This window comes from Streptomyces sp. NPDC104313, from assembly GCF_055583985.1.
Genome location: NZ_JBVJMW010000003.1, coordinates 446,170 through 471,173, shown reverse-complemented (window position 1 = coordinate 471,173; position 25,004 = coordinate 446,170). Strand labels below are relative to the sequence as shown.

At 70.2% G+C, this 25,004-nt stretch carries 22 protein-coding genes; 5 read left to right on the top strand and 17 right to left on the bottom strand.

Annotated elements, in window-relative coordinates; all coding sequences use genetic code 11:
- Positions 1–143: 143 nt before the first annotated feature.
- From ACZ60Q_RS09270 to ACZ60Q_RS09235, 8 genes are all read right to left on the bottom strand, one after another.
- Positions 144–1,307 (bottom strand): MalY/PatB family protein, encoded by a 1,164-nt coding sequence (locus ACZ60Q_RS09270; RefSeq protein ID WP_469630599.1) that lies wholly within the window; start codon positions 1,305–1,307, stop codon positions 144–146.
- Between the two features lie 92 nt (positions 1,308–1,399).
- Positions 1,400–2,431: a class II fructose-bisphosphate aldolase gene (gene fbaA, locus ACZ60Q_RS09265; protein WP_469630596.1), complete on the bottom strand. Its 1,032-nt coding sequence runs from the start codon at positions 2,429–2,431 to the stop codon at positions 1,400–1,402.
- A gap of 143 nt (positions 2,432–2,574) precedes the next feature.
- The gene (gene pyrE, locus ACZ60Q_RS09260) at positions 2,575–3,114 is read right to left on the bottom strand and encodes an orotate phosphoribosyltransferase (RefSeq protein ID WP_469630593.1); all 540 of its coding nucleotides are present in this window, start codon (positions 3,112–3,114) and stop codon (positions 2,575–2,577) included.
- 30 nt (positions 3,115–3,144) lie between these two features.
- Positions 3,145–3,966: an aldose epimerase family protein gene (locus ACZ60Q_RS09255; RefSeq protein WP_469630590.1), complete on the bottom strand. Its 822-nt coding sequence runs from the start codon at positions 3,964–3,966 to the stop codon at positions 3,145–3,147.
- Between the two features lie 105 nt (positions 3,967–4,071).
- Positions 4,072–5,043 carry an SRPBCC domain-containing protein gene (locus ACZ60Q_RS09250; protein ID WP_469630587.1) on the bottom strand — a complete coding sequence of 324 codons (972 nt, stop codon included), beginning with the start codon at positions 5,041–5,043 and terminating at the stop codon, positions 4,072–4,074.
- A gap of 125 nt (positions 5,044–5,168) precedes the next feature.
- The gene (locus ACZ60Q_RS09245) at positions 5,169–6,752 is read right to left on the bottom strand and encodes a polyamine aminopropyltransferase (RefSeq protein WP_469630584.1); all 1,584 of its coding nucleotides are present in this window, start codon (positions 6,750–6,752) and stop codon (positions 5,169–5,171) included.
- Between the two features lie 76 nt (positions 6,753–6,828).
- On the bottom strand, positions 6,829–7,350 hold the full coding sequence (locus ACZ60Q_RS09240) for a DUF2617 family protein (RefSeq protein ID WP_469630581.1): 522 nt from the start codon (positions 7,348–7,350) through the stop codon (positions 6,829–6,831).
- A 320-nt stretch (positions 7,351–7,670) separates the two neighbouring features.
- Positions 7,671–7,919, bottom strand: a complete 249-nt coding sequence (locus ACZ60Q_RS09235) for a hypothetical protein (protein ID WP_469630580.1) — start codon at positions 7,917–7,919, stop codon at positions 7,671–7,673.
- A 302-nt stretch (positions 7,920–8,221) separates the two neighbouring features.
- Between ACZ60Q_RS09235 and ACZ60Q_RS09230 the strand changes: the two genes are divergently transcribed.
- Entirely contained in the window at positions 8,222–9,388 is a 1,167-nt protein-coding gene (locus ACZ60Q_RS09230; protein ID WP_469630577.1) for a pyridoxal phosphate-dependent aminotransferase, read from the top strand.
- Between the two features lie 79 nt (positions 9,389–9,467).
- Here the strand turns inward: ACZ60Q_RS09230 and ACZ60Q_RS09225 are convergent, their stop codons facing one another.
- From ACZ60Q_RS09225 to clpB, 4 genes are all read right to left on the bottom strand, one after another.
- Positions 9,468–9,794, bottom strand: a complete 327-nt coding sequence (locus ACZ60Q_RS09225; RefSeq protein WP_469630574.1) for a hypothetical protein — start codon at positions 9,792–9,794, stop codon at positions 9,468–9,470.
- A gap of 20 nt (positions 9,795–9,814) precedes the next feature.
- Positions 9,815–10,300, bottom strand: a complete 486-nt coding sequence (locus ACZ60Q_RS09220; protein ID WP_469630572.1) for a prevent-host-death family protein — start codon at positions 10,298–10,300, stop codon at positions 9,815–9,817.
- 223 nt (positions 10,301–10,523) lie between these two features.
- Positions 10,524–11,069 (bottom strand): type III secretion system chaperone family protein, encoded by a 546-nt coding sequence (locus ACZ60Q_RS09215; protein WP_469630570.1) that lies wholly within the window; start codon positions 11,067–11,069, stop codon positions 10,524–10,526.
- Between the two features lie 186 nt (positions 11,070–11,255).
- On the bottom strand, positions 11,256–13,841 hold the full coding sequence (clpB, locus tag ACZ60Q_RS09210; RefSeq protein ID WP_469630567.1) for an ATP-dependent chaperone ClpB: 2,586 nt from the start codon (positions 13,839–13,841) through the stop codon (positions 11,256–11,258).
- Positions 13,842–14,050: 209 nt separating this feature from the next.
- On the opposite strand from clpB, the gene ACZ60Q_RS09205 reads away from it, so the two are divergent.
- Positions 14,051–14,452: a pyridoxamine 5'-phosphate oxidase family protein gene (locus ACZ60Q_RS09205; RefSeq protein ID WP_469630564.1), complete on the top strand. Its 402-nt coding sequence runs from the start codon at positions 14,051–14,053 to the stop codon at positions 14,450–14,452.
- Positions 14,453–14,576: 124 nt separating this feature from the next.
- On the opposite strand, the gene ACZ60Q_RS09200 is transcribed toward ACZ60Q_RS09205, so the two are convergent.
- Positions 14,577–14,897, bottom strand: a complete 321-nt coding sequence (locus ACZ60Q_RS09200) for a Rieske (2Fe-2S) protein (RefSeq protein ID WP_003967571.1) — start codon at positions 14,895–14,897, stop codon at positions 14,577–14,579.
- 348 nt (positions 14,898–15,245) lie between these two features.
- Between ACZ60Q_RS09200 and ACZ60Q_RS09195 the strand changes: the two genes are divergently transcribed.
- Positions 15,246–16,280, top strand: a complete 1,035-nt coding sequence (locus ACZ60Q_RS09195) for a helix-turn-helix transcriptional regulator (protein ID WP_469630561.1) — start codon at positions 15,246–15,248, stop codon at positions 16,278–16,280.
- A gap of 539 nt (positions 16,281–16,819) precedes the next feature.
- Here the strand turns inward: ACZ60Q_RS09195 and ACZ60Q_RS09190 are convergent.
- The 4 genes from ACZ60Q_RS09190 to dnaK all read right to left on the bottom strand — a co-directional run bounded on the left by ACZ60Q_RS09190 (position 16,820) and on the right by dnaK (position 21,067).
- The gene (locus tag ACZ60Q_RS09190) at positions 16,820–17,272 is read right to left on the bottom strand and encodes a heat shock protein transcriptional repressor HspR (protein ID WP_469630558.1); all 453 of its coding nucleotides are present in this window, start codon (positions 17,270–17,272) and stop codon (positions 16,820–16,822) included.
- Between the two features lies 1 nt (position 17,273).
- A complete protein-coding gene (gene dnaJ, locus ACZ60Q_RS09185) occupies positions 17,274–18,470 on the bottom strand; it encodes a molecular chaperone DnaJ (RefSeq protein WP_469630555.1) in 1,197 nt (398 codons plus the stop codon).
- Between the two features lie 96 nt (positions 18,471–18,566).
- Entirely contained in the window at positions 18,567–19,217 is a 651-nt protein-coding gene (gene grpE / locus ACZ60Q_RS09180) for a nucleotide exchange factor GrpE (RefSeq protein ID WP_469630553.1), read from the bottom strand.
- Positions 19,214–21,067 carry a molecular chaperone DnaK gene (dnaK, locus tag ACZ60Q_RS09175; RefSeq protein WP_469630550.1) on the bottom strand — a complete coding sequence of 618 codons (1,854 nt, stop codon included), beginning with the start codon at positions 21,065–21,067 and terminating at the stop codon, positions 19,214–19,216. Before dnaK ends, grpE begins: the two co-directional genes overlap by 4 nt.
- A gap of 750 nt (positions 21,068–21,817) precedes the next feature.
- On the opposite strand from dnaK, the gene ACZ60Q_RS09170 reads away from it, so the two are divergent.
- Both ACZ60Q_RS09170 and ACZ60Q_RS09165 read left to right on the top strand, forming a co-directional pair.
- Complete coding sequence (locus ACZ60Q_RS09170) at positions 21,818–22,423, top strand: sugar transferase (protein ID WP_469631285.1); 606 nt, start codon at positions 21,818–21,820, stop codon at positions 22,421–22,423.
- Between the two features lie 95 nt (positions 22,424–22,518).
- Positions 22,519–24,801 carry a (Fe-S)-binding protein gene (locus tag ACZ60Q_RS09165; protein WP_469630547.1) on the top strand — a complete coding sequence of 761 codons (2,283 nt, stop codon included), beginning with the start codon at positions 22,519–22,521 and terminating at the stop codon, positions 24,799–24,801.
- Positions 24,802–25,004: the final 203 nt, after the last annotated feature.

The following is a 25,004-nucleotide window of genomic DNA, read 5'->3' as shown; positions in this document are numbered from 1 at the left end:
TCTCCAGCCCCTCCGGCTTCTCCAGTCCTTCCCACATCTCCAGCCGCTCCGGCTTCTCCAGCCTCTCCGGCGTTTGAGGAGCGGGGGCGCGGGGGCAGAGCCCTCGCAACGGGGGCGCGGGGGCAGAGCCCCCGGAACCACCGCTACCGCACGGCCCCCACCGCCCGCACCAACGCCGAAACCCCCCGCACCGCCTTCTCCCGGGAACACCCCACGTTCAGCCGGACGAACCCGGGCGCCCCGTAAACGGAACCCCCCATGATCGCCACTCCTTCGCGCTCCACCAGCACCCGCTGCAACGCCTCGTCGTCCACCCCCAACGGCCGCAGGTCGATCCAGGCCAGGTAACCGGCCTGCGGCGGCGCCCACCCCAGCTCGGGGAAGGCCTCGCCCAGCCGCTCCGCGACGCACCCCAGGTTCCCCGCCACATACGCCCGTACCGCGTCCAGCCACGACGCTCCCTCCCGGTACGCCGCGATGTGCGCGGTCAGCGACAGCACGGCCGGCGACGCCAGCCCCTCCCCCGTCTCCATCCGGCGCAGGTACTCCGCCCGGTCGGCCGGATCGCCGATCAGCCCGTACGAACCGGTCAGCGCCGGAAAGTTGAACGCCTTCGACCCGGAGGAGATGAGCGCCCAGCGCCCGGCGCCCGCCACCCGCGTCCACGGCACATGGACGCGCCCCGCCTCCCCCTCGTGCACGAAGTCGGCGTGGATCTCGTCGCTGATCACGGCGACCCCGTGCCGCTCCGCGAGCTCCGCCGTCCGGGCCAGCTCGCGGGGCGTCCACACCCGCCCGGTGGGGTTGTGGGGCGAGCACAGCACCAGGACCTTCGCGTCGGGCCGGGACAGCTCGCGCTCCAGCGCCTCCTCGTCCCCCACCGGCACCCCCCGCAGCTCGCGCCCGAGCCCGGTGATCGCCTTGCGGAAGCCGTCGTAGGTGGGGGTGTGGACGACGACACCGTCCCCCTCCCCCGTCCACATCCGAAGCAGCTGGGAGAGCTGGTTGAGCACGGACGGGCCGTAGACCAGCTGCCCGGTGTCGATCGTGGTGCCGTGCCGGGTCGCGTACCAGTGGGCTATCGCCGAGCGGAACTCGTCCTGCTGCCAGGTGGTGTAGCCGAACACCCCGTGCTCCAGGCGGGCCCGGAGCGCGGCCAGCACCTCGGGGGCCGTGGCGAAGTCCATGTCGGAGATGGTGAACGGCAGCAGCCCGTCGACCCCGAACCGGTCCGCGACCCCGTCCCACTGGACACACCAGGTGCCCCGGCGGTCGACAACGGTGTCGAAATCGTACGTCGCACCCACAGCGGGGCCTCTTCTCTCTCCTGGTACGGCAACGGGCCCGGCCCCCTGAAGGAGGACCGGGCCCGACACCGTACGTCCGTGCGGACGGGTGACTACTTCAGCTTCGTACCCGTGGAGCGCAGGTGCCCGCACGCCTCGGTGACGCGCTTGGCCATGCCCGCCTCGGCGGCCTTGCCCCAGGTACGGGGGTCGTAGGTCTTCTTGTCGCCGACCTCGCCGTCGACCTTCAGGACACCGGCGTAGTTGCGGAACACGTGGTCCACGACCGGACGGGTGAAGGCGTACTGGGTGTCGGTGTCGAGGTTCATCTTCACGACGCCGTTCTCCAGCGCGGTGGCGATCTCCTCGGCGGTGGAGCCCGATCCGCCGTGGAAGACGAAGTCGAACGGCTGGCTGCCGGCCGGCTTGCCGTACTTCTCGGAGACGCCGGACTGCAGGTCCTTCAGCAGCTCGGGACGGAGCACGACGTTGCCCGGCTTGTAGACGCCGTGGACGTTGCCGAAGGAGGCGGCCAGCAGGTAGCGGCCCTTCTCGCCCAGGCCGAGCGCCTCGGCGGTGCGCAGCGCGTCGTCGACGGTCGTGTACAGCTCGTCGTTGATCTCGTGCGTGACGCCGTCCTCCTCACCGCCGGTCGGGGTGATCTCGACCTCGAGGATGATCTTGGCGGCGGCGGCCCTGGCCAGCAGCTCCTGGCCGATGGCCAGGTTGTCGGCGAGGGTCTCGGCGGATCCGTCCCACATGTGGGACTGGAACAGCGGGTTCAGACCCTTGGCGACGCGCTCCGCGGAGACGTCGAGCAGCGGACGTACGTAACCGTCCAGCTTGTCCTTGGGGCAGTGGTCGGTGTGCAGCGCGATGGTGACGTCGTACTTCGCGGCGACGATGTGCGCGAACTCGGCCAGGGCGACCGCACCCGTGACCATGTCCTTGTTGTACTGGCCGCCCAGGAACTCCGCACCACCGGTGGAGATCTGGACGATGCCGTCGCTCTCGGCCTCCGCGAAGCCGCGCAGGGCCGCGTGCAGGGTCTGCGTCGAGGTGACGTTGATGGCCGGGTAGGCGAACTTGCCCGCCTTTGCCCGGTCGAGCATCTCGGCGTACGCCTCGGGGGTTGCGATGGGCATCTGACCGCTCCTTGGGATGTGCGGGTGTGCAGGCTTTGAGTCCCTGACCTGGGGGCGACGTCATCGTCGCCCCCATCTTCCCAGATGCGCCATCCGGCTCCACTCGGCGGACCCTGTTTCACGTGAAACCGTCCGCCCCGGGCTCAGCCCAGGTCGAGGTCGGCCACCGAGTAGACATGGACATACGGCAGACCGGCCTCGGCGATGGCCGGGGCGGCTCCGCGCTCGACGATCACGGCGACGGCGACGACCTCGCCGCCCGCCTCACGCACCGCCTCGACGGCGGTCAGCGGAGAACCACCCGTCGTCGAGGTGTCCTCGACGACCAGGCAGCGGCGGCCCTTCACCTCCGCGCCCTCGATCCGGCGCTGCATGCCGTGCGCCTTCTGCGCCTTGCGGACGACGAACGCGTCCAGGCTCTCACCGCGGGCGGCGGAGGCGTGCAGCATCGAGGTGGCGACCGGGTCGGCGCCCAGGGTCAGCCCGCCGACGCAGTCGTAGTCCAGCTCGGCGGTGGCGTCGAGCATGACCTGGCCGACCAGCGGCGCGGCCTTGCCGTCCAGCGTGATCCGGCGCAGGTCGATGTACCAGTCGGCTTCCAGACCCGAGGAGAGGGTCACCTTGCCGTGCACCACGGCCTTGTCCTTGATCTGCTGGAGCAGGTCAGCGCGTACGTCAGTCATGTCCACGAGGGTAAGCGGTGCGGGCCGGCCCTACGGCCGGGGACCGGCCGGCCGCGTCCAGCTCCAGGTCGTCGTGATCTCCAGCGGATCGATCAGGGTCACCAGCCGGGGCGCGGTGTTCAGCCCGTTCGGCGGCCCGGATTGCGGCTCCACGCAGACGGCCTCGTCCTCCTCGTCGTAGACGACCACCCACTCGCCGCGGCTCTTCACCGCCAGCTCCAGCCGCTCCGGCCAGGTGAGCTTCACGTCCACGCCGTCGGGCATGCCGAAGCAGTCGTCCCACGGGCCGGGCAGGGGGTCGATGCGACGGCCGGTGGGCAGATGGTCCGCGCCGCGCTCCTCCTGCCAGTCGGCGTCGAAGGACAGCACGGCGTCCACGCCGTCGATGGTGCGGTGGAACCACGGGTGCCAGCCGGCCTGGGCCGGGAAGGAGTTGCCGTGCGTCTCGACGGCGAGACCCAGCGTCAGCGAGTCCCCGGTCAGCTCGAAGGTCTGTGTCACCCGGCCCGGGTACGGCCAGGGCTCGGCGAGGTCGTAGTAGAAGGCCGCCCGGCCCTCGGCCGCGTCGGCGGCCGTGTGGGCGGTGTGCCAGGAGGTGTCCCGGCCGGTGCCGTGGATGGCGTGCGGCGGGGAGTTCAGCGGCAACCGGTGCAGCTCGTCGCCGTTGCGGAACTCCCCGTTCCCGGTGCGCCCGCACCAGGGCACCATCGGGAAGCAGCCGTACCGCTCGCCCTGGCGGAGCAGTTCGACGCCCCCGATGCGCAGGCTGCCGATCCGGCAGCCGTGCACGGGTTCGACGGTCAACTCGGCGTCGCCGACGGCCAGCCTGACGTTCTCTTCGCTCCTGCTCACCCGACGACCCTACTGGCCCGCCACCGCCCGCGGCGCCCGTCGCCTCCGGCACCCACCACCTCGGGTGCCCCTCACCCCCGGGCGCCCCTCACCTCCGGGTGCCCCTTACCTCCGGCGGCGCAACGCCCGGCTCAGCACCACGGCGGAGGCGAGCGCGAGGGCGGCGGCGGGGGCGACCCACCGCAGGGTGGTGCTCGCACCGCCCGCCTCCGGAGAGGGCAGAGGGGCATAGCGGCCCCGCGGAGGCGCGTGGTCGACCTCCTCGGCGCTGCGCCCGATCATGGTGCGGCGGGCGTGCGCGGCCTCGGCGGGCGGTTCGTCCGGGACGGTGAACTCCACACCGGCGACGGGGTCGAGCGAGGGCGGCGGCACGGGCGAGTCGAACACGGACCCGGACTCCGCCGCACCGGAGTCGTCGGCCTCGGCCCCCGCCTCCGAGCCGGCATCAGGCCCGGCCTCCGCCTCCGACCCGGCCTCCGCCTTGGCCCCGGCACCGGCACCGGCACCGGCACCATCGGCCGGGTCCTCGTCGCCCTCAAGCCCCTCGGCGACCACCGCCCCGTCCCCGTCCCCGCTGTCGCTCTCCACGTCGGCGCCCTCGCCCTCGCCCACACCCTCGTCCCGAACCGCCAGCGACTCCGTCACCAACTGCTGGGTGAAACGGTCCAGGAGCCGGTGGGCAGCCGCGAGCGCCGCGCCCTCCTCCAGCTCGACCAGCCGCCCGTCCCCGCTCGCGGTGCCGCTGTAGGCGAGCGACGTCCCGCCGTCCGCCTCCGTGAGGCCGATGGTCAGGGCCAGCTCGACCGCGCCGGCCCCCCGGGCCTCGACGCCCCGCCCGGTCACCGAGAAGCGCTGCCCGCCCGAACCGCCGGGGACCTCCGGGCCGGTGAGCCGCAGCTCACCCCGGTAGGTGATGGTGTGGCCGCCCGCCCGCAGCTTCAGCCGGCCCGCCAGGGGCGACGCCGACGCGTCGGCGTCCTGCTGGAGGCCGGGGACACAGCGGGCGACCCGGGCGGGATCGCGCAGCGTGCGCAGCAGGGTCGGGACGGGAACCGGAACGAACACCTCATGCTCCATGGCAACCGAGCCTAATCGGCCCCGGCCCGGACGTCAGCGCTTCCGCCCGCCGAAAGCCCGGCCGCTCGCCGGGAGGGCGCCCGACCGCGCCACCGACCACTCCCCCGACCGCGCCCCGGGCAGGCTCACGCCTTCTCCCGGTACCGAGGATGGATCAGCGTCGACGGGATCAGCCCCGGCAGCCGGGCGTCGTCCGCCGCCCGCGCCCCCGCCCTCAGCTCCCGGCCGGTCAGCGACCGCGGGACGGGCCCGTCGGCGGCCAGCGCGGGCCCCGGAGCCACGCCCGGTCCGGCGAGGAGGAAGCCCCAGTCCTCCCGCTCCCGGCCCTCGCCGCCGCCCCGGGCCGGGGCGTACCGGCCGGTGACGCGGTACGGGCGGGTCGCGAGGCCGCCCGCCCGTATCGAGGCCTCCACCGTCCAGAAGGTCTGCGGCCGGGCCCCCAGCGGCCCGGCGTGCACCAGGAGCCGCCCGCCCGGTGCCAGGGCCTTTGCGACCAGCCCGTAGAACTCGGCGGAGTACAGCTTCGTACTGGCCGTGATGCCCGGGTCCGGAAGGTCGGAGATCACCACGTCGTAGCGCCCCCGGTCGGCCCGGAGCCAGGTGAACGCGTCCGCCCCGGCCACCGAGACGCGGGCGTCGCGAAAGGCGTGGTCGTTCAGCTCGGAGAGAGCGGGGTCCGTGCGGGCCAGTCGGGTGACAGCGGGATCCACCTCGACAACGGTGACCGAGCGGACGTCCCGGTAGCGCAGCACCTCGCGTGCGGCGAGTCCGTCGCCGCCGCCCAGGATGAGCACGCGGGCGCGGGACCCGTTCATCGCGGGGTGCACCAGCGCCTCGTGGTAGCGGTACTCGTCGCGGGCGCTGACCCGCAGCCGGCCGTCCAGATAGAGGTCGAGGGAATCGCGGTCCGCGCCGGTCAGGACGACCTCCTGCACCCCGGTCTGCACGGCGACCCGCACCCGGTCCCCGTACACCGCCCGCCGCGCCGCCCTCTCGAAGTCGTCGACCAGCACCGTGGCCGTGGCCAGGACCGCGATCACCGAACCGTTGGCCAGAACGAGGAGCCACCGGGAACGGGAGGTGAGATCGCGCCGGAACACCCACAGGACGAGCGCGCCGCCCGCCGCCGCGTTGACCGCGCCGGTGAACAGCGCACCGGTCAACTGCCCCAGCACCGGCAGCAGCAGGAACGGGAACGCGAGCCCGCCGACCAGCGCGCCCACGTAGTCGGCGGCGAAGAGGTCGGCGACGGCCCCGCCCGCGTCCTGCCGGTCGACGCGCTGGATCAGCGTCATCAGCAGCGGGATCTCCGCGCCGATCAGCACCCCGATCGCCAGCGAGAACCCGACCAGCGCGTACTGCGAGTCGCCGAGCCAGACGAACGAGGCGTAGAGCACCGACGCCGAGGAGCCGCCGATCAACGCGAGGGCCGCCTCGACCATCCCGAAACCGACGGCGGCACGGCAGCGCAAACGTTTCGCGAGAAGGGAGCCGATGCCCATCGCGAACACCATCACGGAGAGCACGACGGAGGCCTGGGTGACCGAATCGCCGATCAGGTAGGAGGCGAGCGCGACCAGTTCGAGCTCGTAGACGAGACCGCAGGCGGCGCAGACGAAGACCGCGGCCAGCACGAGGAACCGGCCGGTCCTCGGCCGTACGGGAAGCCGCGCCGCGCCCCCTCGCAGCGACATCTGCTGGTCGATCATGAAGCGAACGCTACGTCACTGCACCATCGCGGCCTGTCACCCACACGGGTGTAAGTGCCCCTGCCGGTCGGGCCGGTCAGGCCACGGGCGCGGGAATGCGCACCCCCACCCTGGTCCGGGTCACCACCAACTGACCCTCCTGCGGGTACGCGTGCCAGGTGCGCCACCGCACCTGGCCCTCGGTGCGCTGGGCGAGCATCGCGGTGAAGGCGTACGGGCTGCCGGGGAAGGTGCCCACCAGACCGTGCGGGTGATCGCTCACCAGCGCGAGCAGTTCCTGCGCGCGTCCGGCGAACTGCCCCTGCGTCAGGACCTCGACACGCGCCGCGAATTCGTACTCCCAGTCCCCGATCCGCTTCGCGACGCCGAGGGGCAGGGGGGTGCTGCTGCCGGGCATACAGGCCACGGTCTCGGAACAGACTCCGCGATCCTCCTGGAGGAGGACCTGATGCGAGGCGCCGAGCAGCCTCAACTGGAGTTCGGCGCCGTCGAGCCGGAGATCGAGGACCGCCAGGGCGGGCAGTGGCTCCCGCCCCAGCATCCAGGCCAGGTCGGCGGCGCGGGTATCGGAATAGGCCGTCTGGAGGGTGGTGAGCATGGGTGGGCTCCGCAAACACACATGGACACATGGACAGCAGGACGCACCCGGATGACCGCACATGGGAGGTGGGTAGCGCCCGATCTGGTCCAACTGGGGTCCGAGGGCTGATTGTTCTCTTCAACGAGGGAATCACGAAGTACGCACACTCACAGCGTTTTCGCCCAACTTGCCGTGGTTTCCATCCCCCCGGGGGCCCACCGGTTCACTTGTTCAACCAAAAACGTCCGCGTCGCTCAACAAAAGAGCGTCCGGAGGGAGTTCACCCTCCGGACGCCCGTCGCCACGTCACCTCCGGTGACCGTGGGGCAGTGACCCGGTCAGCTGCTGCCCCCGCCGCAGCCGCCACCCCCGCCGCACGACGAGCCGCCGCCGCACGAGTGGCCGCTGCCCGAGTCGCCCCCCGACCCCCAGCCGCCGCCCCCGCCGCCGTCGGCCCACGACCCTCTCCCGGAACGCCGACGTCCGACGCGCAACTTCGGCGGCCCGCTCCCACCGGTGACCCGCAAACCGGCCAGCACCGCTCCGATGACGACCACAGCGACCAGCACCGCGATGAAGACGCTCATGCCCCCCACCCGCCTTTCTTCCCCCGAAGCGAGGTCCCCCATCGCTTCCCCGTTGTTGTGTGACAGGGGGATTCCCCGGCCCTCCGCGCACCAAAGCGGACTTGAGCAACTCCAGAGCTTCGGCCCGGGAGAAAGCCACCTGGCCGGACCCGTTCACGCGCGCCGCCTTCCCCAGGGTGACCGAGCCCCCGCACGCCACGGCGCGACTCCATGGCGCCGGAATCGCCACCCCGCAGAACGCCGGCCATGAGTCAGGATGGTCCCCAGAGGCTCGACGGGTACCGAGTGAGAACGGTGGAGAGATGAACACCAGGCCACTGCTGAACCGAAGGCTGGACGGGCTCGGGACGACGATCTTCGCGGAGATGTCGGCACTGGCGACCGCGACGGGCGCGATCAACCTGGGCCAGGGCTTCCCCGACACCGATGGCCCCGAGGAGATCCGCGAGGCCGCCGTCCGCGCCCTGCGGGAGGGCAAGGGCAACCAGTACCCGCCGGGCCCGGGCGTTCCGGAGCTGCGCACCGCCGTCGCCGCCCACCAGGAACGCTTCTACGGCCTGACCTGGTCCCCGGAGACGGAGGTCCTGGTGACGACCGGAGCCACCGAGGCGATCGCCGCCTCCCTGCTCGCCCTCCTCGAACCCGGCGACGAGGTCATCGCGTTCGAGCCGTACTACGACTCGTACGCCGCCTGCATCGCCCTGGCGGGCGCGAAGCGCGTACCGCTCACCCTGCGCGCCCCGTCCTTCCGCCCGGACCTCGACGAACTGCGATCCAAGATCACCCCGCAGACCCGCCTGCTGCTCCTGAACACCCCGCACAACCCGACCGGCGCGGTGCTCACCCCCGGAGAACTGGCCGGGATCGCGGCCCTCGCGGTGGAGCACGATCTGCTGGTGGTCACCGACGAGGTGTACGAGCACCTGGTCTTCGCGGGGGCGCACCATCCGATCGCGGCGCTGCCCGGAATGCGCGAGCGGACGGTGTCGGTCTCCTCGTCGGGGAAGACGTTCTCGTACACCGGATGGAAGATCGGCTGGGTCACCGGGGACGCGCCGCTGGTGGCCGCCGTGCGTACGGCGAAGCAGTATCTGACCTTCGTGAGCGGCGGCCCGTTCCAGTACGCGATCGCCGAGGCGCTCGCCCTGCCCGACGCCTTCTTCACCGACTTCCGGGAGGACATGCGCCGCAAGCGCGACCTGCTGGCGAAGGGGCTGCGCAGCGCGGGCTTCCTGGTGTACGAGCCGGAGGGGACGTATTTCGTCACCACCGACATCTCCCCGTTCGGCGACGAGGACGCGGGCACCTTCTGCCGCGCGCTCCCCGCGCGCTGCGGGGTGGCGGCCGTGCCGAACTCGGTCTTCTACGACGACCCGGAGGCGGGCCGCAGCCAGGTCCGCTTCACCTTCTGCAAGCGGAAGGGTGTGTTGGAAGAGGCGGTTGCCCGCCTCAAGCGATTGGCGGGCTGACGGGGGCGCGAAAAGAGCGCCGCCGGTTCACTCCGGGGTGCGGGACCTGCTCAAGCCCCGCTTCCGAAGCGACCACGGTTCACTCGGTGTCCTTGGGATGTCGCGGGGAGGCGTACACGAGGATCACGGTGGAAGTCTCCGTGCTGACCAGGTAGCGCACTCGACCACCGCTGGTGACCTCGTACTCCCACTGGTCCAGGTCGGAACCCTTCCACACCTTGGTGGCGTGCCTGCCGCGCAACTGATGCTGCCGATTCCAGTTGGACCGGGTCAGGGGGTCACTTCGGAGAGCATCCAGGCACCGATGCGCGCTCGGCAGGGCCACGCGACACAGTTCCTCCCAGCCCGTCACCGCCTCTGTGGTCCCGAAGACGACGTTCCACCCGTTGAGGGGCGGAACGCTCACTCGGTCTCCTTTCTTCGGGCTCACCCACGCACCTCGACCTGCCCGAGGTCATCACCATCGAGCGGACGCAGCGATTCCCTGAGCTGCTCGGGATCGGCATTGATGCGAGCCGTGGCGCGCCAGGAGACGATCGCGCGGTGCACAGTCTCTCCAGCCCCCAGTTCGGCGGCGTCCGACAGCGCTTCGAGAAGCTCGACAGTGAAAGCCCGAACCTCTTCCGCGTCCAGGTGTCGCGCCCAGGGGAACACCTCGGGCAGTGCGAGGAGGAGCGCCCTGGCACCGTCGTCCTGCTTCATCAGCGCGAGGAAAAGCCGCGAGGCGGTGGTCAGGTTCTCCTCCGCACCCTCCGCGCGTACAGCCGTGGTCAGCACCATGTCCGGCGCGTCCCGATGGGTGACCCGAAGCCGTCCCAGGGCAGCGGCTCTGGCCGCGACGCCTTTTGGGTTGCGGGAGAGATCGGTGAAGGAGACGGATTCCGTTTCTGCTTCCAGACGCACGGTAGACATGATCAGAGCATACTCAGATCACGATCTGATTTCAAGGGAGACCGTCCGGCTTTCGATGCGCGCGCCTTGACCTTCCGCAAGAAGGACGAGGTGCTTCAGGAGGCGGTGGAGCGGCTGCGCCGAATCGGCTGAACACGACGAACGGCCCGGCGGGCGGTCGTGATGACCGTCCGCCGGGCCGTTGCCGTTCGCTGCGGGACTGGGGGAACAGCGCCTGCCGTCCCTAGGCGTCCGCGGGCTCCTCGCCCTCCGGCTTGCCCTCGGCGGGCTCGATGCCGAGGCGCTCGACGAGCCACTTGTCGAACTCGATCGAGGCGCGGACCCAGCTCACCGTCGAGGAGACGAAGTGCTCCAGGCTGACGCCGGTGCCGATGAGCATCTGCGCCTCACCGATCAGCCGGACGGAACCCTCCTCGCCCTCCTCGCCCTCGTGGGCGTGGGTGTAGACCTTGGGCCACAGGGTGCGGCGGTTCCAGTCGTCGATCGCGTCCAGCAGGACGGGACGCTGGTCGAGGTCGTGGGGGCGGTCGTAGAACGTGCGGACCGAGAAGACCTGCTGCTCGTCCTCGCCCCGGAACATGAAGTACGTCCGGAACTCTTCCCACGGCGCCGCGAGGTCACCCTCGTCGTCGACGACGTACTTCAGCTCCATCTGGTCGAGGAGCTGCTTGACGAGGTCCTGGTCAGGGACGACGGGGCCCTCCGGTCCTGCCGCCTGCGGTTCGGGCTGGCCCCCGAAATTAGGAATCGAGGACGGATCGATGCTCACCGTTATTTCCCTTCGTGCGGTTGCGGCCATCCTCCCCCATGGCGGGCGGGGCATGGCAAGCCCGGGCGGCCCCGATCCGCCACAAGCTGACAGACAGCGCGTGGGGACGGAATCCGCCGGGCACCCGCCGACAGCGCGCGACGGCCCGTGACCGGAGGTTACGAGCCGACGGCCCGTGACCGGAGGTTACGAGGCGGGGCCGACGACCAGCCCGTCCCCGGCCCGCTCCACCCGTACGGTGTCACCGTCGCGGACCTCGCCGGACAGGATCTCCTTGGCGAGCCGGTCGCCGATCGCGGTCTGGATGAGCCGGCGCAGCGGGCGCGCCCCGTACGCCGGGTCGTTGCCCTCCTCGGCCAGCCAGGCCAGCGCCTCCGGCGAGACCTCCAGGGTGAGCCTGCGGTCGGCGAGGCGCTTCGCCAGCCGGTCGATCTGGAGCCCGGCGATGTGCGCGAGCTCGTCGCCGGACAGGGCGGAGAAGACCACCAGGTCGTCGAGCCGGTTGATGAACTCCGGCTTGAAGGAGGCCCGCACCACGTCCAGCACCTGCTGCTTCTTGACCTCGGGCTTGACCAGGGGGTCCATCAGGAACTGGCTGCCGAGGTTGGAGGTGAGGACGAGGATGGTGTTGCGGAAGTCGACCGTGCGGCCCTGGCCGTCGGTGAGCCGGCCGTCGTCGAGGACCTGGAGCAGGACGTCGAAGACCTCGGGGTGGGCCTTCTCGACCTCGTCCAGCAGCACGACGCTGTACGGGCGGCGGCGGACGGCCTCGGTGAGCTGGCCGCCCTCCTCGTAGCCGACGTAGCCGGGCGGGGCGCCGACGAGGCGGGCGACGCTGTGCTTCTCGCCGTACTCGCTCATGTCGATGCGGATCATGGCCCGCTCGTCGTCGAACAGGAAGTCCGCGAGCGCCTTGGCCAGCTCGGTCTTGCCGACGCCGGTGGGCCCGAGGAAGAGGAACGACCCGGTGGGCCGGTCGGGATCAGCGATCCCGGCCCTCGTGCGGCGTACGGCGTCGGAGACGGCCTGCACGGCCTCGCTCTGCCCGATCAGCCGCCTGCCCAGCTCGGACTCCATCCGCAGCAGCTTCTGGGTCTCGCCCTCCAGCAGCCGTCCGGCCGGAATGCCGGTCCAGGCGCCGACGACGTCCGCGATATCGTCCGGGCCGACCTCCTCCTTGACCATGGTGTCCTTGGAGGCTTCCTGCTCCGCCTCGGCGGCCTCCTCCAGCTCCCGTTCCAGACCCGGGATCTCCCCGTACAGCAGCTTGGAGGCGGCGTCGAAGTCACCGTCCCGCTGGGCTCGTTCGGCCTGGCCCCGCAGCTCGTCGAGGCGCTCCTTCAGCTCACCGACCCGGTTGAGGCCCTGCTTCTCCTTCTCCCAGCGGGCGTTGAGGCCGCGCAGCTCCTCCTCCTTGTCGGCGAGGTCGCGGCGCAGCTTCTCCAGGCGCTGCTTGGAGGCGGGGTCGGACTCGTTCTTGAGCGCCAGCTCCTCCATGCGCAACCGGTCGACGGACCGCTGGAGTTCGTCGATCTCCAGGGGCGAGGAGTCGATCTCCATACGGAGCCGGGAGGCGGCCTCGTCGACGAGGTCGATGGCCTTGTCGGGGAGGAAGCGGGAAGTGATGTAGCGGTCGGAGAGGGTGGCGGCGGCCACCAGCGCCGAGTCCGCGATCTGCACCTTGTGGTGGGCCTCGTAGCGCCCCTTGAGCCCGCGCAGGATCGCGATGGTGTCCTCGACGGACGGCTCGGCGACCAGCACCTGCTGGAAGCGCCGCTCCAGGGCGGGGTCCTTCTCGATGCGCTCCCGGTACTCGTCGAGCGTCGTCGCGCCGACCATGCGCAGCTCGCCGCGGGCCAGCATCGGCTTGAGCATGTTGCCCGCGTCCATGGCGGAGTCGCCGCCGGCGCCGGCGCCGACGACGGTGTGCAGCTCGTCGATGAACGTGATGATCCGGCCGTCGCTCTCCTTGATCTCGGAGAGGACGGTCTTCAGACGCTCCTCGAACTCGCCGCGGTACTTCGCGCCCGCGACCATCGCACCGAGGTCCAGCGAGACGAGCCGCTTGTTCTTCAGGCTCTCCGGGACATCGCCCTTGACGATGCGCTGGGCGAGCCCCTCGACGACGGCGGTCTTGCCGACGCCGGGCTCACCGATCAGGACGGGGTTGTTCTTCGTCCGGCGCGACAGCACCTGCACGACGCGGCGGATCTCCTGGTCACGGCCGATGACCGGGTCCAGCTTGCCCTCGCGCGCGGCGGCCGTGAAGTCGGTGCCGAACTTCTCCAGGGCCTTGTACTGGCCCTCCGGGTCGGGTGTGGTCACCCGGCGCCCTCCCCTGATCGTCTCGAATGCGGCCAGCAGCTTCCCCGCACCGGCGCCTTGCCCGTCGAGGATCTCACCGGCGCGGCCGCCCTTGGCCGCGATGCCGATCAGCAGGTGCTCGGTGGAGATGTAGTCGTCGCCCAGCTCCTCGGCCCGCTGGGCGGCGTCCTGGATGACGGCGAGCAGCTCGCGGTTGGGGCCCGGCGGGGCGACGGTGGAACCGGTGACGCTGGGCAGGCCCCCGAGCAGCCGCTCGGTCCCGCTCCGCACCGCGGCCAGGTCGGCCTCGACGGCGGCGAGCAGGTCGACGATGTTCTCGTTGTCCTGGCCTTCCAGGAGCGCGAGGAGCAGGTGCCCCGGCGTGAGATCGGCGTGCCCGTCCTTCACGGCCCTGCTGGTGGCCGCGTTGATGGCGTCCCGGCTCTTGTTGGTCAGTTCGGCGTCCACGTGTGGTTACTCCTCCTCGCAGCTGATGGGTCATACGTGAGTGCGTGAGTGTGCGTGAGTGCGTGAATCACGCATTGACTTAATAGACGTACACAAAGTTGAGTCTATTCCACTCAACGCACTGCGCGCACGCGCTGCGGCCCCCGGTGACGACCCCCGTACGCTGCCGCGCCGCGACCCCTCGGCACCGGCCCTCGTACGCTGCCCCCATGGCAGACGTACACCACCCCACTCCCGCATACGTCGCGTTCTGGCGTGAGAGCCACCTGTCCACCCTGACGACCCCCCGCCCCGACGGCACGCCGCACGTGGTGCCGGTGTGTGTGACGTACGACCCGGAGGCCGGGGTGGCGCGCGTGATCACCGACGGGGGCAGCCGCAAGGTCGCCCACATCCGGGCCGCCGGCCCCGGCGGGGCGCGCGTGGCCGTCTGCCAGATCGACAGGGCCCGCTGGGCGACCCTGGAGGGCCTCGCGGTCATCCGCACGGGGCCGGAGGCCGTCGCGGACGCGGAGGCCCGCCACGAGGCGCGCTACGGCCGCGCCCCGCGGATCAACCCGACCCGGGTCGTCATCGAGATCACCCTCGACCGGGCGCTCGGCAAGGCCTGACCGACGGCTCCCCCGGACGCCGCGCCCGTACGGGAACAGCACAACGGCGCCACCGTGTTCAGGTCACGGTGGCGCCGCTGTGTGGGGGAAGCGCCGGAGCGATAGGTGACGACGGGGGAATCGCTCAGGCACTGCGGGGGGTGGCGGAAAGGGGTTCTGCGTCGAACAGCTCGTGGTCCCGCTGATCGAGATTGACGAAGATCATGCCGTACCGAACGGCACAGCGGACCGGCTGCGGCGCACCGCGCGGCCGACGGAGACAGCGATAGGCGCGGACGTCCTCGTCCTCTTCCATCACCACGACGATCGGCTCTCCGAACAGGGTGACCATCAACGAGTCGCCACGGCGGGGGAGTGCCGTGAGCAGATCGATGAAATGCCACCCTGAGCGATAGGCGGTCGCCATCTCGCGCCGGAAGGTGCGGTCGTCCGGTGGGGTACTCATACCCGGCCCGGTGCGACAGGGGCGTTCTCCGACAGCGACCCGGGGGCTGCTTGCGCCCCCGTCGTCCGTGCGGGCACCGAGTCCCAGGCCAGGTCCGGAGGCGGAGCGGCCTGCACGTGCGCGCCGGCCGTACCGTGGGTCACGCCGCCCTCAACGAGGTCAAGAACACTCAGCGCCCCGGTCGCCAGCCCAACGGAGAAGGCAACAGCAAGCACCGAGCGAAGCGTTTTGTAACTCATGATGGGCTTCGTCCTCACTTCCAAGGTTTCCTCTCCCCCGCAGACAAGACGATGGCTCATCCAGGCACGTCAACGCCACAGAAGCGATGCATCATGTTCCTGCTGATGCATGTTCCTGGGGGGTGGAGAATTGACCACAGACAACACCAAAGCTACACATCCCCACTCGGTTACTGCCTTGTGTGACGAGGGAGCACGGCTCTACGCCAGTGCGCTGAGTGTGGGCAAAATAGCTCGCGTAGAGGCGGAAGACACCCCGTGTCTGCTGGAATTCGCCCTGCTGCACCCCGATCCCGACGACCCCACCTGGCTACGACCGGTGCCGCCGTCCGCGGCGCTCACCCAGCGACTCCACCCGATCGAGCGGGAGATCCAGGACCGAAGGCGGCTCTCGGTGGAACTCACCGAGGTGTTCGAACCCTTCATGGCGATCAGCGCCCAGGCCCCGCCGACCACACACGCGATCACGGTTCTCGAGGGCATCGGCCGTATCAACGCCTCGATAGAACTCGCCCTCGCCGAGTGCCGCTCGGAAGTGCTCACCATTCAGCCGGGCGGCGGGCGCAGCGAGGACGCGCTCACTATCGCCATGGAACGCGGGAAGATGCTCACGGAACGTGGCGTCGGCATGCGCACCCTGTATCAGCACACCGTCCGCCACAGCCACGGAACCCTCAATTACGCGGCCCGGATGGCCGAGAGCAAGGTCGAGATCCGAACACTCGAAGAGCTGATTGAACGGCTCATGATTTTCGACCGCACCGTCGCCTTCATACCGGCCACCGACGATCGCACCGTAGCCCTTGAGCTGCGACACCCCGGCATCGTGGAGTACCTCGCCAAGGTCTTCGAGCAGTTCTGGCATCGCGCGGTGCCGCTTCAGGAACAGATTCCGTACGACTCCACGACGGACGGCATTTCCGGGGTAAGGCATTCGATCGCCAAACTGCTCGTCGAGGGCCACGTCGACGAAGCGATCGCCCGCCGTCTCGGCATGAACGTACGCACCTGCCGGTCGCACATCGCCAAGCTCAGCGTCGCGCTCGGCAGCAACAGCCGGGCCCAACTCGGCTACTTGATCGCACGGTCCGGAATCCTGGAATCGGGCCCTGGTCATACGCTCAACCCCACTTCCGGAGCATGACCGCGCACACCGGAGCATGACCGCGCACCGGGGAAGAGCACCGTCGCGCCCCGCCGGCACCGGGAGTTCCCCTCCCCCGGCCCCCGGCATATCCGCGGTGAACTCCTGAACTCCTCCGCGAGCTGCGAGAATTCCGCGCCTCGGGCCCGACCGGCCTGACGCATGCCCGCCATGTGACAGCAGGACCACGAAGACCGGGCGAACGGCGCCACCCCCCTGCCCGCCGCCGTCGAGCCGGCCGACGCGGCGATCGGCCACGCGCCGGCCGCCACGTCCGGCACCAGCGGCCGGCCGATGTGGATGATGGCGGTCGACGCGATCAGCAGCGCCCTGCCCCGGCCACGGCCGCCCTTGGCCTCGTGCGCGCACGCGAAGGGGCCGGGAGAGCGTTCATCCGCTCTCCCGGCCCCATGGCGCACAAAGGGTCCCGCCGGACCGCAGACGCGGACCGGCGGGACCGGCGGACCGCAACCGGAGTCCGGCAGCCACAGACCGGAGGTCTTCCAGCCCGTCTTCCAGTCCGCCCGCCGGTCCGTCGGCTAGTCCGTCAGCCGCTTCGGCTTCGGCCGCCAGACCACCAGCGCGCTGGTCTGCTGCACGTCCTGATACGGCACCAGGTCCCGACGGTACGAGGCGTGCACCTGGGCCTCGCGCTGCCGCATGGCGACCGCCGCGCCGTCCACCGCCGCCGAGAGCTCGGCGACGCGCTGCTGGAGGGCCGCGACCTGATTCTCCAGTTCGATGATCCGCTTGATGCCCGCGAGATTGATGCCCTCGTCCTGCGACAGCTGCTGCACGGTGCGCAGCAGCTCGATGTCGCGGGCCGAGTAGCGCCGGCCACGCCCGGCCGTACGGTCCGGGGAGACCAGGCCGAGACGGTCGTACTGGCGCAGAGTCTGCGGGTGCAGGCCCGAGAGCTGGGCCGCGATCGAGATCACGTACACCGGCGTCTCATCGGTCAGCTGGTACGGATTGCGTCGACGGCCGTCCATCTCAAGCTCCCTTCGCAGCCTGGAACAGTTCCGCCCGCGGGTCCTCGTCCGCGGTCGCCTTCCGGTAGGCCTCCAGGGCGTCCCTGGCCTCCTGGCCCAGGTCCCCCGGGACCGCGACCTCCACGGTGACCAGCAGGTCCCCGCGGGTGCCGTCCTTACGCACCGCGCCCTTGCCCCGGGCGCGCATCGTACGCCCGTTGGGGGTGCCGGGGGGGAGCTTCAGCGTGACCGGGGGGCCGCCGAGCGTGGGGACCTTGACCTCGCCGCCGAGGGTCGCCTCCGGATAGGTGACGGGCACGGTGACCGTGAGGTTGTCGCCCCTGCGGCCGAAGACCGGGTGGGCGTCGACGTGGACGACGACGTAGAGGTCGCCGGCCGGACCGCCGCGTTCGCCCGCACCGCCCTTGCCGCGCAGCCGGATCCGCTGGCCGTCGGAGACGCCCGCCGGAATCCTCACCTGCATGGTGTGCGCCGACTTCGCCCGGCCGCTGCCCCTGCAGACGTCACAGGGGTCCTGGGCGATGAGGCCCCGGCCCTTGCAGTCCACACAGGGGTCGGTGAGCGAGAAGCCGCCGCCGCTGCCGCGCGAGACCTGGCCGGTGCCGACGCAGGTCGGGCAGACCCGGGGGGTGCCGTTCTTGTCGCCGGTACCGGAACACGCCTTGCAGGGCGCCTGGCTGGACATCCGCAGCGGGACCGTGGCCCCGTCGACCGCCTCGGTGAAGCTGAGCGTCACCTCGGACTCGATGTCCTGGCCGCGCTTCGGCTGGACACGGGCGCCCGTGCCGCCGCGGTTGAACAGCCCGCCGAAGACGTCGCCGAGACCGCCCCCGCCGCCGCCGAAGCCGCCGCCCGCGCCGCCCTGTCCGCCGCCGCCCGGGGCGCCGCCTCCGAAGAGGTCGCCCAGGTCGAAGTTGAAGTTGCCGCCGGCACCACCGGGGCCGGCGCGGAAGCCGCCGTTGCCGAAGAGGGCACGCGCCTCGTCGTACTCCTTGCGCTTCTTGGGGTCGCCGAGGACGTCGTTCGCCTCGGAGATCTCCTTGAAGCGCTCCTCCGCCTTGGCGTCACCCTTGTTGGCGTCCGGGTGGAACTCGCGGGCGAGCTTCCGGTACGCCTTCTTGACCTCGGCGTCGGTGGCGTCCTTGGGGACGCCGAGGACCTTGTAGTAGTCCTTCTCGACGAAGTCCTTCGTGCTCATCGACGTCCCTCCTTCCGGACGATCGGCCGAGCGGCCGGCCCGTGGGCCGACCGCCGGGCCGGTCGGTGGACACCCCGGTGGTCAGACGCGTTGCCGTCAGACCTCCTCGGTGCCACCGCTCTCCTCGTCGTCTGTCTTCTCTTCCTTGGCCGCGGCGGGCGTGGCGCCCGGCTGCGGCTCGGCGACGGCCACCCGCGCGGGGCGGATGGTGCGCTCGCCGATGCGATACCCCGGCTGAAGGATCGCCACGCAGGTCGTCTCGGTGACGTCCGGCGCGTAGCTGTGCATCAGCGCCTCGTGGATCGTCGGGTCGAAGGGCTCGCCCTCCTTGCCGAACTGCTGGAGGCCCAGCTTCGCGACGATGGTCTCCATCGATTCGGCCACCGACTTGAAGCCGCCGACCAACTCTCCGTGTTCCCGCGCGCGGCCGACGTCGTCGAGGACGGGCAGGAGCTCGGACAGGAGGTTCGCGACAGCGATCTCCTTGACCGTGACCCGGTCCCGCTCGACGCGACGGCGGTAGTTCTGGTACTCGGCCTGGAGCCGCTGGAGGTCCGCGGTGCGCTCAGCGAGCGCGGTGCTCACCTGGTCCAGCTGTGCGGTCAGACCGACGGTCGGGTCGAGGTCCCCGGCCGGGGCCGCCGCCTCCTCCTCGGAGGGGTCGGCGGCCTTCGGCTCGGCGTCATCAGGGGTGGCGCCGGAAGGGACGTCGGGCTTCTCCTCGAAGCCCGGAGTCTCCTCGGTCACGCCGCACCGCCCTTGGTGTCCTTCTCGTCGTCCACGATCTCGGCGTCGACGACATCGTCATCGGCCTTGGCCTGAGCATCGCCCGGGGCGTCGGCGCCCGGGGTCGCGCCCTCGGCCTGGGCGTTGGCGTACATCGCCTGGCCCAGCTTCTGGGAGACGGCCGCGACCTTCTCGGTGGCCGTGCGGATCTCGGCGGAGTCCTCGCCCTTGAGCTTCTCCTTCAGCTCGCCGACGGCGGTCTCCACCTCCGCCTTCACGTCAGCCGGGACCTTGTCCTCGTTGTCCTTGAGGAACTTCTCCGTCTGGTAGACGAGCTGCTCGCCCTGGTTGCGCGACTCGGCGGCCTCGCGGCGGGCGTGGTCCTCCTCCGCGTACTTCTCGGCCTCTTCGCGCATCCGGTTGACCTCGTCCTTCGGCAGCGAGGAGCCGCCGGTGACGGTCATCTTCTGCTCCTTGCCGGTGCCGAGGTCCTTGGCGGCGACGTGCATGATGCCGTTGGCGTCGATGTCGAAGGCGACCTCGATCTGCGGCACACCGCGCGGGGCCGGCGGCAGACCGGTCAGCTCGAACATCCCGAGCTTCTTGTTGTACGCCGCGATCTCGCGCTCGCCCTGGTAGACCTGGATCTGCACGGACGGCTGGTTGTCCTCGGCCGTCGTGAAGATCTCGGAGCGCTTGGTCGGGATCGTGGTGTTGCGCTCGATGAGCTTGGTCATGATCCCTCCCTTGGTCTCGATGCCCAGGGACAGCGGGGTGACGTCGAGGAGCAGGACGTCCTTGACCTCGCCCTTGAGGACACCGGCCTGGAGCGAGGCGCCGATGGCGACGACCTCGTCCGGGTTCACACCCTTGTTGGCGTCCTGGCCACCGGTCAGCTCCTTGACGAGCTCGGCGACGGCCGGCATACGGGTGGAGCCACCGACGAGAACGACGTGGTCGATCTCGGAGAGCGCGATGCCCGCGTCCTTGATGACGTTGTGGAACGGGGTCTTGCAGCGGTCCAGGAGGTCCGAGGTCAGCTGCTGGAACTGCGAGCGCGTGAGCTTCTCGTCCAGGTGCAGCGGGCCCTCGGCGGACGCCGTGATGTAAGGCAGGTTGATCGTGGTCTCGGTCGAGGACGAGAGCTCGATCTTCGCCTTCTCCGCGGCCTCGCGGAGACGCTGGAGAGCCATCTTGTCCTTGGACAGGTCCACGCCGTGCCCGTTGGCGAACTGCTTCACCAGGTAGTCGACGACGCGCTGGTCCCAGTCGTCACCACCGAGGTGGTTGTCACCGTTGGTGGCCTTCACCTCGACGACGCCGTCGCCGATCTCCAGGAGGGACACGTCGAAGGTGCCGCCACCGAGGTCGAAGACGAGGATCGTCTGGTCGTCCTTGTCGAGGCCGTACGCCAGCGCGGCGGCGGTCGGCTCGTTGACGATGCGCAGGACGTTCAGGCCCGCGATCTCGCCGGCCTCCTTCGTCGCCTGACGCTCGGAGTCGTTGAAGTACGCCGGGACGGTGATGACCGCGTCGGCCACCTTCTCGCCCAGGTAGGACTCGGCGTCGCGCTTCAGCTTCTGCAGGATGAAGGCGCTCATCTGCTGCGGGTTGAAGCCCTTGCCGTCGATCTCGATCTTCCAGTCAGTGCCCATGTGGCGCTTGACGGAGCGGATGGTCCTGTCGACGTTGGTGACCGCCTGACGCTTCGCGACCTCGCCGACGAGCACCTCGCCGTTCTTGGCGAAGGCGACGACGGACGGCGTGGTCCTGGCGCCTTCGGCGTTGGTGATGACGGTGGGCTCGCCGCCTTCGAGAACGCTGACGACGGAGTTAGTCGTGCCCAGGTCGATGCCGACCGCACGTGCCATTTCAATTCCTCCAACTGACTACTTGAGTGGATCTGACTCAAGAATGCATGACGCCGATCCGGGAGTCAACAGACCTGAGTCACTTACGCTCAACTTATGTGCTCATGCAGAGCACACCTGCAACCCACCCGCCCCCCTCGACCACCCCACCACCGCACCCGCGCACGCCACACCCCTCACACACCACCCGCCCCACCGTCTCACCATGGGATCGTTCTGTCACAAAATGCCGTGAGACGGTCACAACCGTCATCGACCGGCAGGTTTCACCGTGGATCGTCACACCATCGAACCTCGAAACCCCGGGCGGGCGCGATGCAGAACGCGAGGAAGCCGCGCGTACGGCGGAAGAACCAGAGAAGCCTGAAGAGCCAGAAAGGCCAGCAGCACCAGCAGGGCCAGCAGGGCCAGCAGGGCCAGCAGGGCCAGCAGGGCCAGCAGGGCCTCAAGAAGCAGAAGAAGAACGACAGGAACCCGCAGCCTCAGCATCCTCGACAGGCCCAGCCACCTCAGCCGCCCCAGCCAGCCCAGCAGATCCACCAGCCCCGGCGGGTCCGGCGCCCGCGACAGCCGCCGCCCCTCCCACCCCAGCCCCGCCCGGAGCCGCCCGAGGCGGATCCGCGCAGCCCGGAACCGTACGAGACGCGTCCGCACCCACATCCGCACGCGGCCCCGCACCGACGCCCGCACCCGTACAGGGCGGCGACAGGGGCGGTCAGGGGCCAGTTCCCCTCACGGCTCGCGGCACACCTGGCCGGCCTCACCGACCGGGCCCGGCGGCTCGCGGACCGCTTCCTCCCGCGCACACCTGCCGAACGGGTCCTGGACCTGACCCTCGGCACCGCCCTGCTGGTCCTGACCGCCCCCGCCGTCGCCGTCGCGGCCCTCGCCCTGAGCGCACGGCGGCCCCCGGGCGGCGCCTGGGACCGCCGGCCCCGGGCCGGCCTGGGCGGCCGGGTCTTCGAGCTGCGCACCCTGCGCACCCGGAGGCTCCGGCTGGACCTGTTCTCCCGCCTGCCCCACGTCGTACGCGGCGACCTCTCCCTGGTCGGCCCCGCCCCACTGGCCCCGGGCCACCCACGGGCCACGGGGCCCGGCGCCCGGCAGTGGCGGCAGGAGCTGCGGCCGGGACTGACCGGACCGGCGCAGGTGCGCGCCCACTCCGGCATGCCGTGGGACGACCCCGCTCTGCTGGACCAGCACTACGCAGAGCACCATGGAGTGGTGCTCCACCTGGCGATCCTTGCCGAAGCCGCACGCGAACCCCTGCGGACGCGGCTCCGGAAGGCCCGTCGGACCAAGGCACACCTGAGCGACGCAGATCACCGACGCCCCGGCTACAGCCCGGCGGAATAAGTGGATAGTGTCAGCACAGACTAATTAAGTTACTGCTTAGTAGCAGCGGGCGATCATCACTGGATCCCGCTCTCGCAGGCCCGAGGAGCCCCGAAATGCAACTCGCCGCGATCATCGTGTCGCTGGTGCTGACGGTCGTCGGCGTTGCGCTCATCACCCGAGCCGTCGCGCAGATCTACCGCTTCGTCCGTCTGGGACAGTCGGTACCAGCAGGCAGCCGCACCGACGACCCCAAGCAGCGGACGATCACCTTGATCAAGGAGTTCGTCGGCCACACCCGCATGAACCGCTGGGGAATCGTGGGCGTCGCCCACTGGTTCGTCGCGGTCGGCTTCCTGACCCTGGGCCTGACGATCGTCACGGCGTACGGCCAGCTGTTCAAGGCCGACTGGGTGCTGCCGTACATCGGCACCTTCCTGCCGTACGAGGTCTACATCGAGTTCATCGCGCTCGGCACGACCCTCGGCATCCTCGTCCTGATCGCGATCCGCCAGCTGAACCTGCCCTCGCGGGCGGGCCGCAAGTCGCGCTTCACCGGTTCGAAGATGGGCCAGGCGTACTTCGTCGAGGCGATCATCCTGATCATCGGCGCCGCGATCATGCTGCTCCGCGGTCTTGAGGGCGCGCTGCACCACGTGGACAGCTACGGGCCCGCGTACTTCGCCTCGTACCCCTTGGTGCTCGCCTTCAAGGGGCTGAGCGTCGAGACGCTCCAGAACCTGGTCTACCTCTTCGCGATGATCAAACTCGGTACGACGATGATCTGGGCGATCACGGTCGGGCTGAACACCAACATGGGTGTCGCCTGGCACCGCTTCCTCGGCTTCCCGAACATCTGGTTCAAGCGGAACGCCGACGGCGACGTCGCGCTCGGCGCACTCCAGCCGATGACGTCGGGCGGCAAGGAGATCGACTGGGAGGACCCGGCCGAGGACGCGGTCTTCGGCGTCTCCCAGGTCGAGCAGTTCTCCTGGAAGGGCATCCTCGACTTCTCCACCTGCACCGAGTGCGGCCGCTGCCAGTCCCAGTGCCCCGCCTGGAACACCGGCAAGCCCCTCTCCCCCAAGCTCCTGATCATGTCGCTGCGCGACCACGCGCACGCCAAGGCCCCCTACCTCCTGGCCGGCGGCGGCAAGGACATGGAGGGCAACGAGAAGGCCACCGCGGAGCAGCTCAAGGACGTCCCCGCGGCTGCCCTCGCCGAGGCCGAGCGCCCCCTCATCGGCACCGCCGAGGAGAACGGCGTCATCGACCCGGACGTCCTCTGGTCCTGCACCACGTGCGGCGCCTGCGTCGAGCAGTGCCCGGTCGACATCGAGCACATCGACCACATCGTCGACATGCGCCGCTACCAGGTGATGATCGAGTCCGCGTTCCCGTCCGAGGCGGGCACGATGCTCAAGAACCTGGAGAAGAAAGGCAACCCCTGGGGGCTGGCCAAGAAGGCACGCGTCGAGTGGACCAAGGAGGTCGACTTCGAGGTCCCGATCGTGGGCAAGGACGTCGAGGACCTCACCGAGGTCGACTACCTGTACTGGGTCGGCTGCGCCGGCGCCCTGGAGGACCGGGCCAAGAAGACCACGAAGGCCTTCGCGGAACTGCTGCACATCGCGGGCGTCAAGTTCGCGATCATGGGCGGCGACGAGAAGTGCACCGGTGACAGCGCCCGACGCCTGGGCAACGAGCCGCTGTTCCAGCAGCTCGGCCAGGAGAACGTGGCCATGCTGAACATGGCGTTCGGCGAGGACCCCGCCGAAGGTGAAGAAGGTGACACGACGACGAGGAAGCCCAAGTCGTCGAAGAAGATCGTCGCGACCTGCCCGCACTGTTTCAACACGATCGCGAACGAGTACCCGCAGCTCGGCGGCGAGTACGAGGTCATCCACCACACACAGCTGCTCCAGCACCTGATCGACGAGGGCAAGCTGATCCCGGTGACCCCGGTCGAGGGGCTGATCACGTACCACGACCCGTGCTACCTGGGCCGTCACAACAAGATCTACACCCCGCCGCGCGAGATCATCGCGAAGGTTCCGGGGCTGCGGAACGAGGAGATGCACCGCCACAAGGAGCGCGGCTTCTGCTGCGGCGCCGGCGGGGCCCGGATGTGGATGGAGGAGCGGATCGGCAAGCGCGTGAACAACGAGCGCGTCGACGAAGCCCTCGCCCTCAACCCGGACATCGTCTCCACCGCCTGCCCGTTCTGCCTCGTCATGCTGACCGACTCGGTCAACGGCAAGAAGAACGACGGCCGGGCCAAGGAGTCCATCCAGGTCGTGGACGTCTCGCAGCTCCTCCTGGAGTCGGTGAAGACCCCGGCCGATCCGGCGGGCGAGCCGGAGCGGGTGGACGCACCGGAGCCCGAACCGGCAAAGTGACGTAACACGTCAGCGCGATGAGCGGCCGGACCTGCCTCGGGGGCAGGACCGGCCGCTTTTCCGTGTGCGGCCCGCTCCTGAGCCCCCCGGCGCGGGAGCGACGACGGCCGCATGGGAGCCGGGGCATGTACGCGACGACGTATCTGGAGCATCATGTGCCCCGGAACCGCCCGGTCACGGGTCAGGAAGCCCTCGCCGGCAGA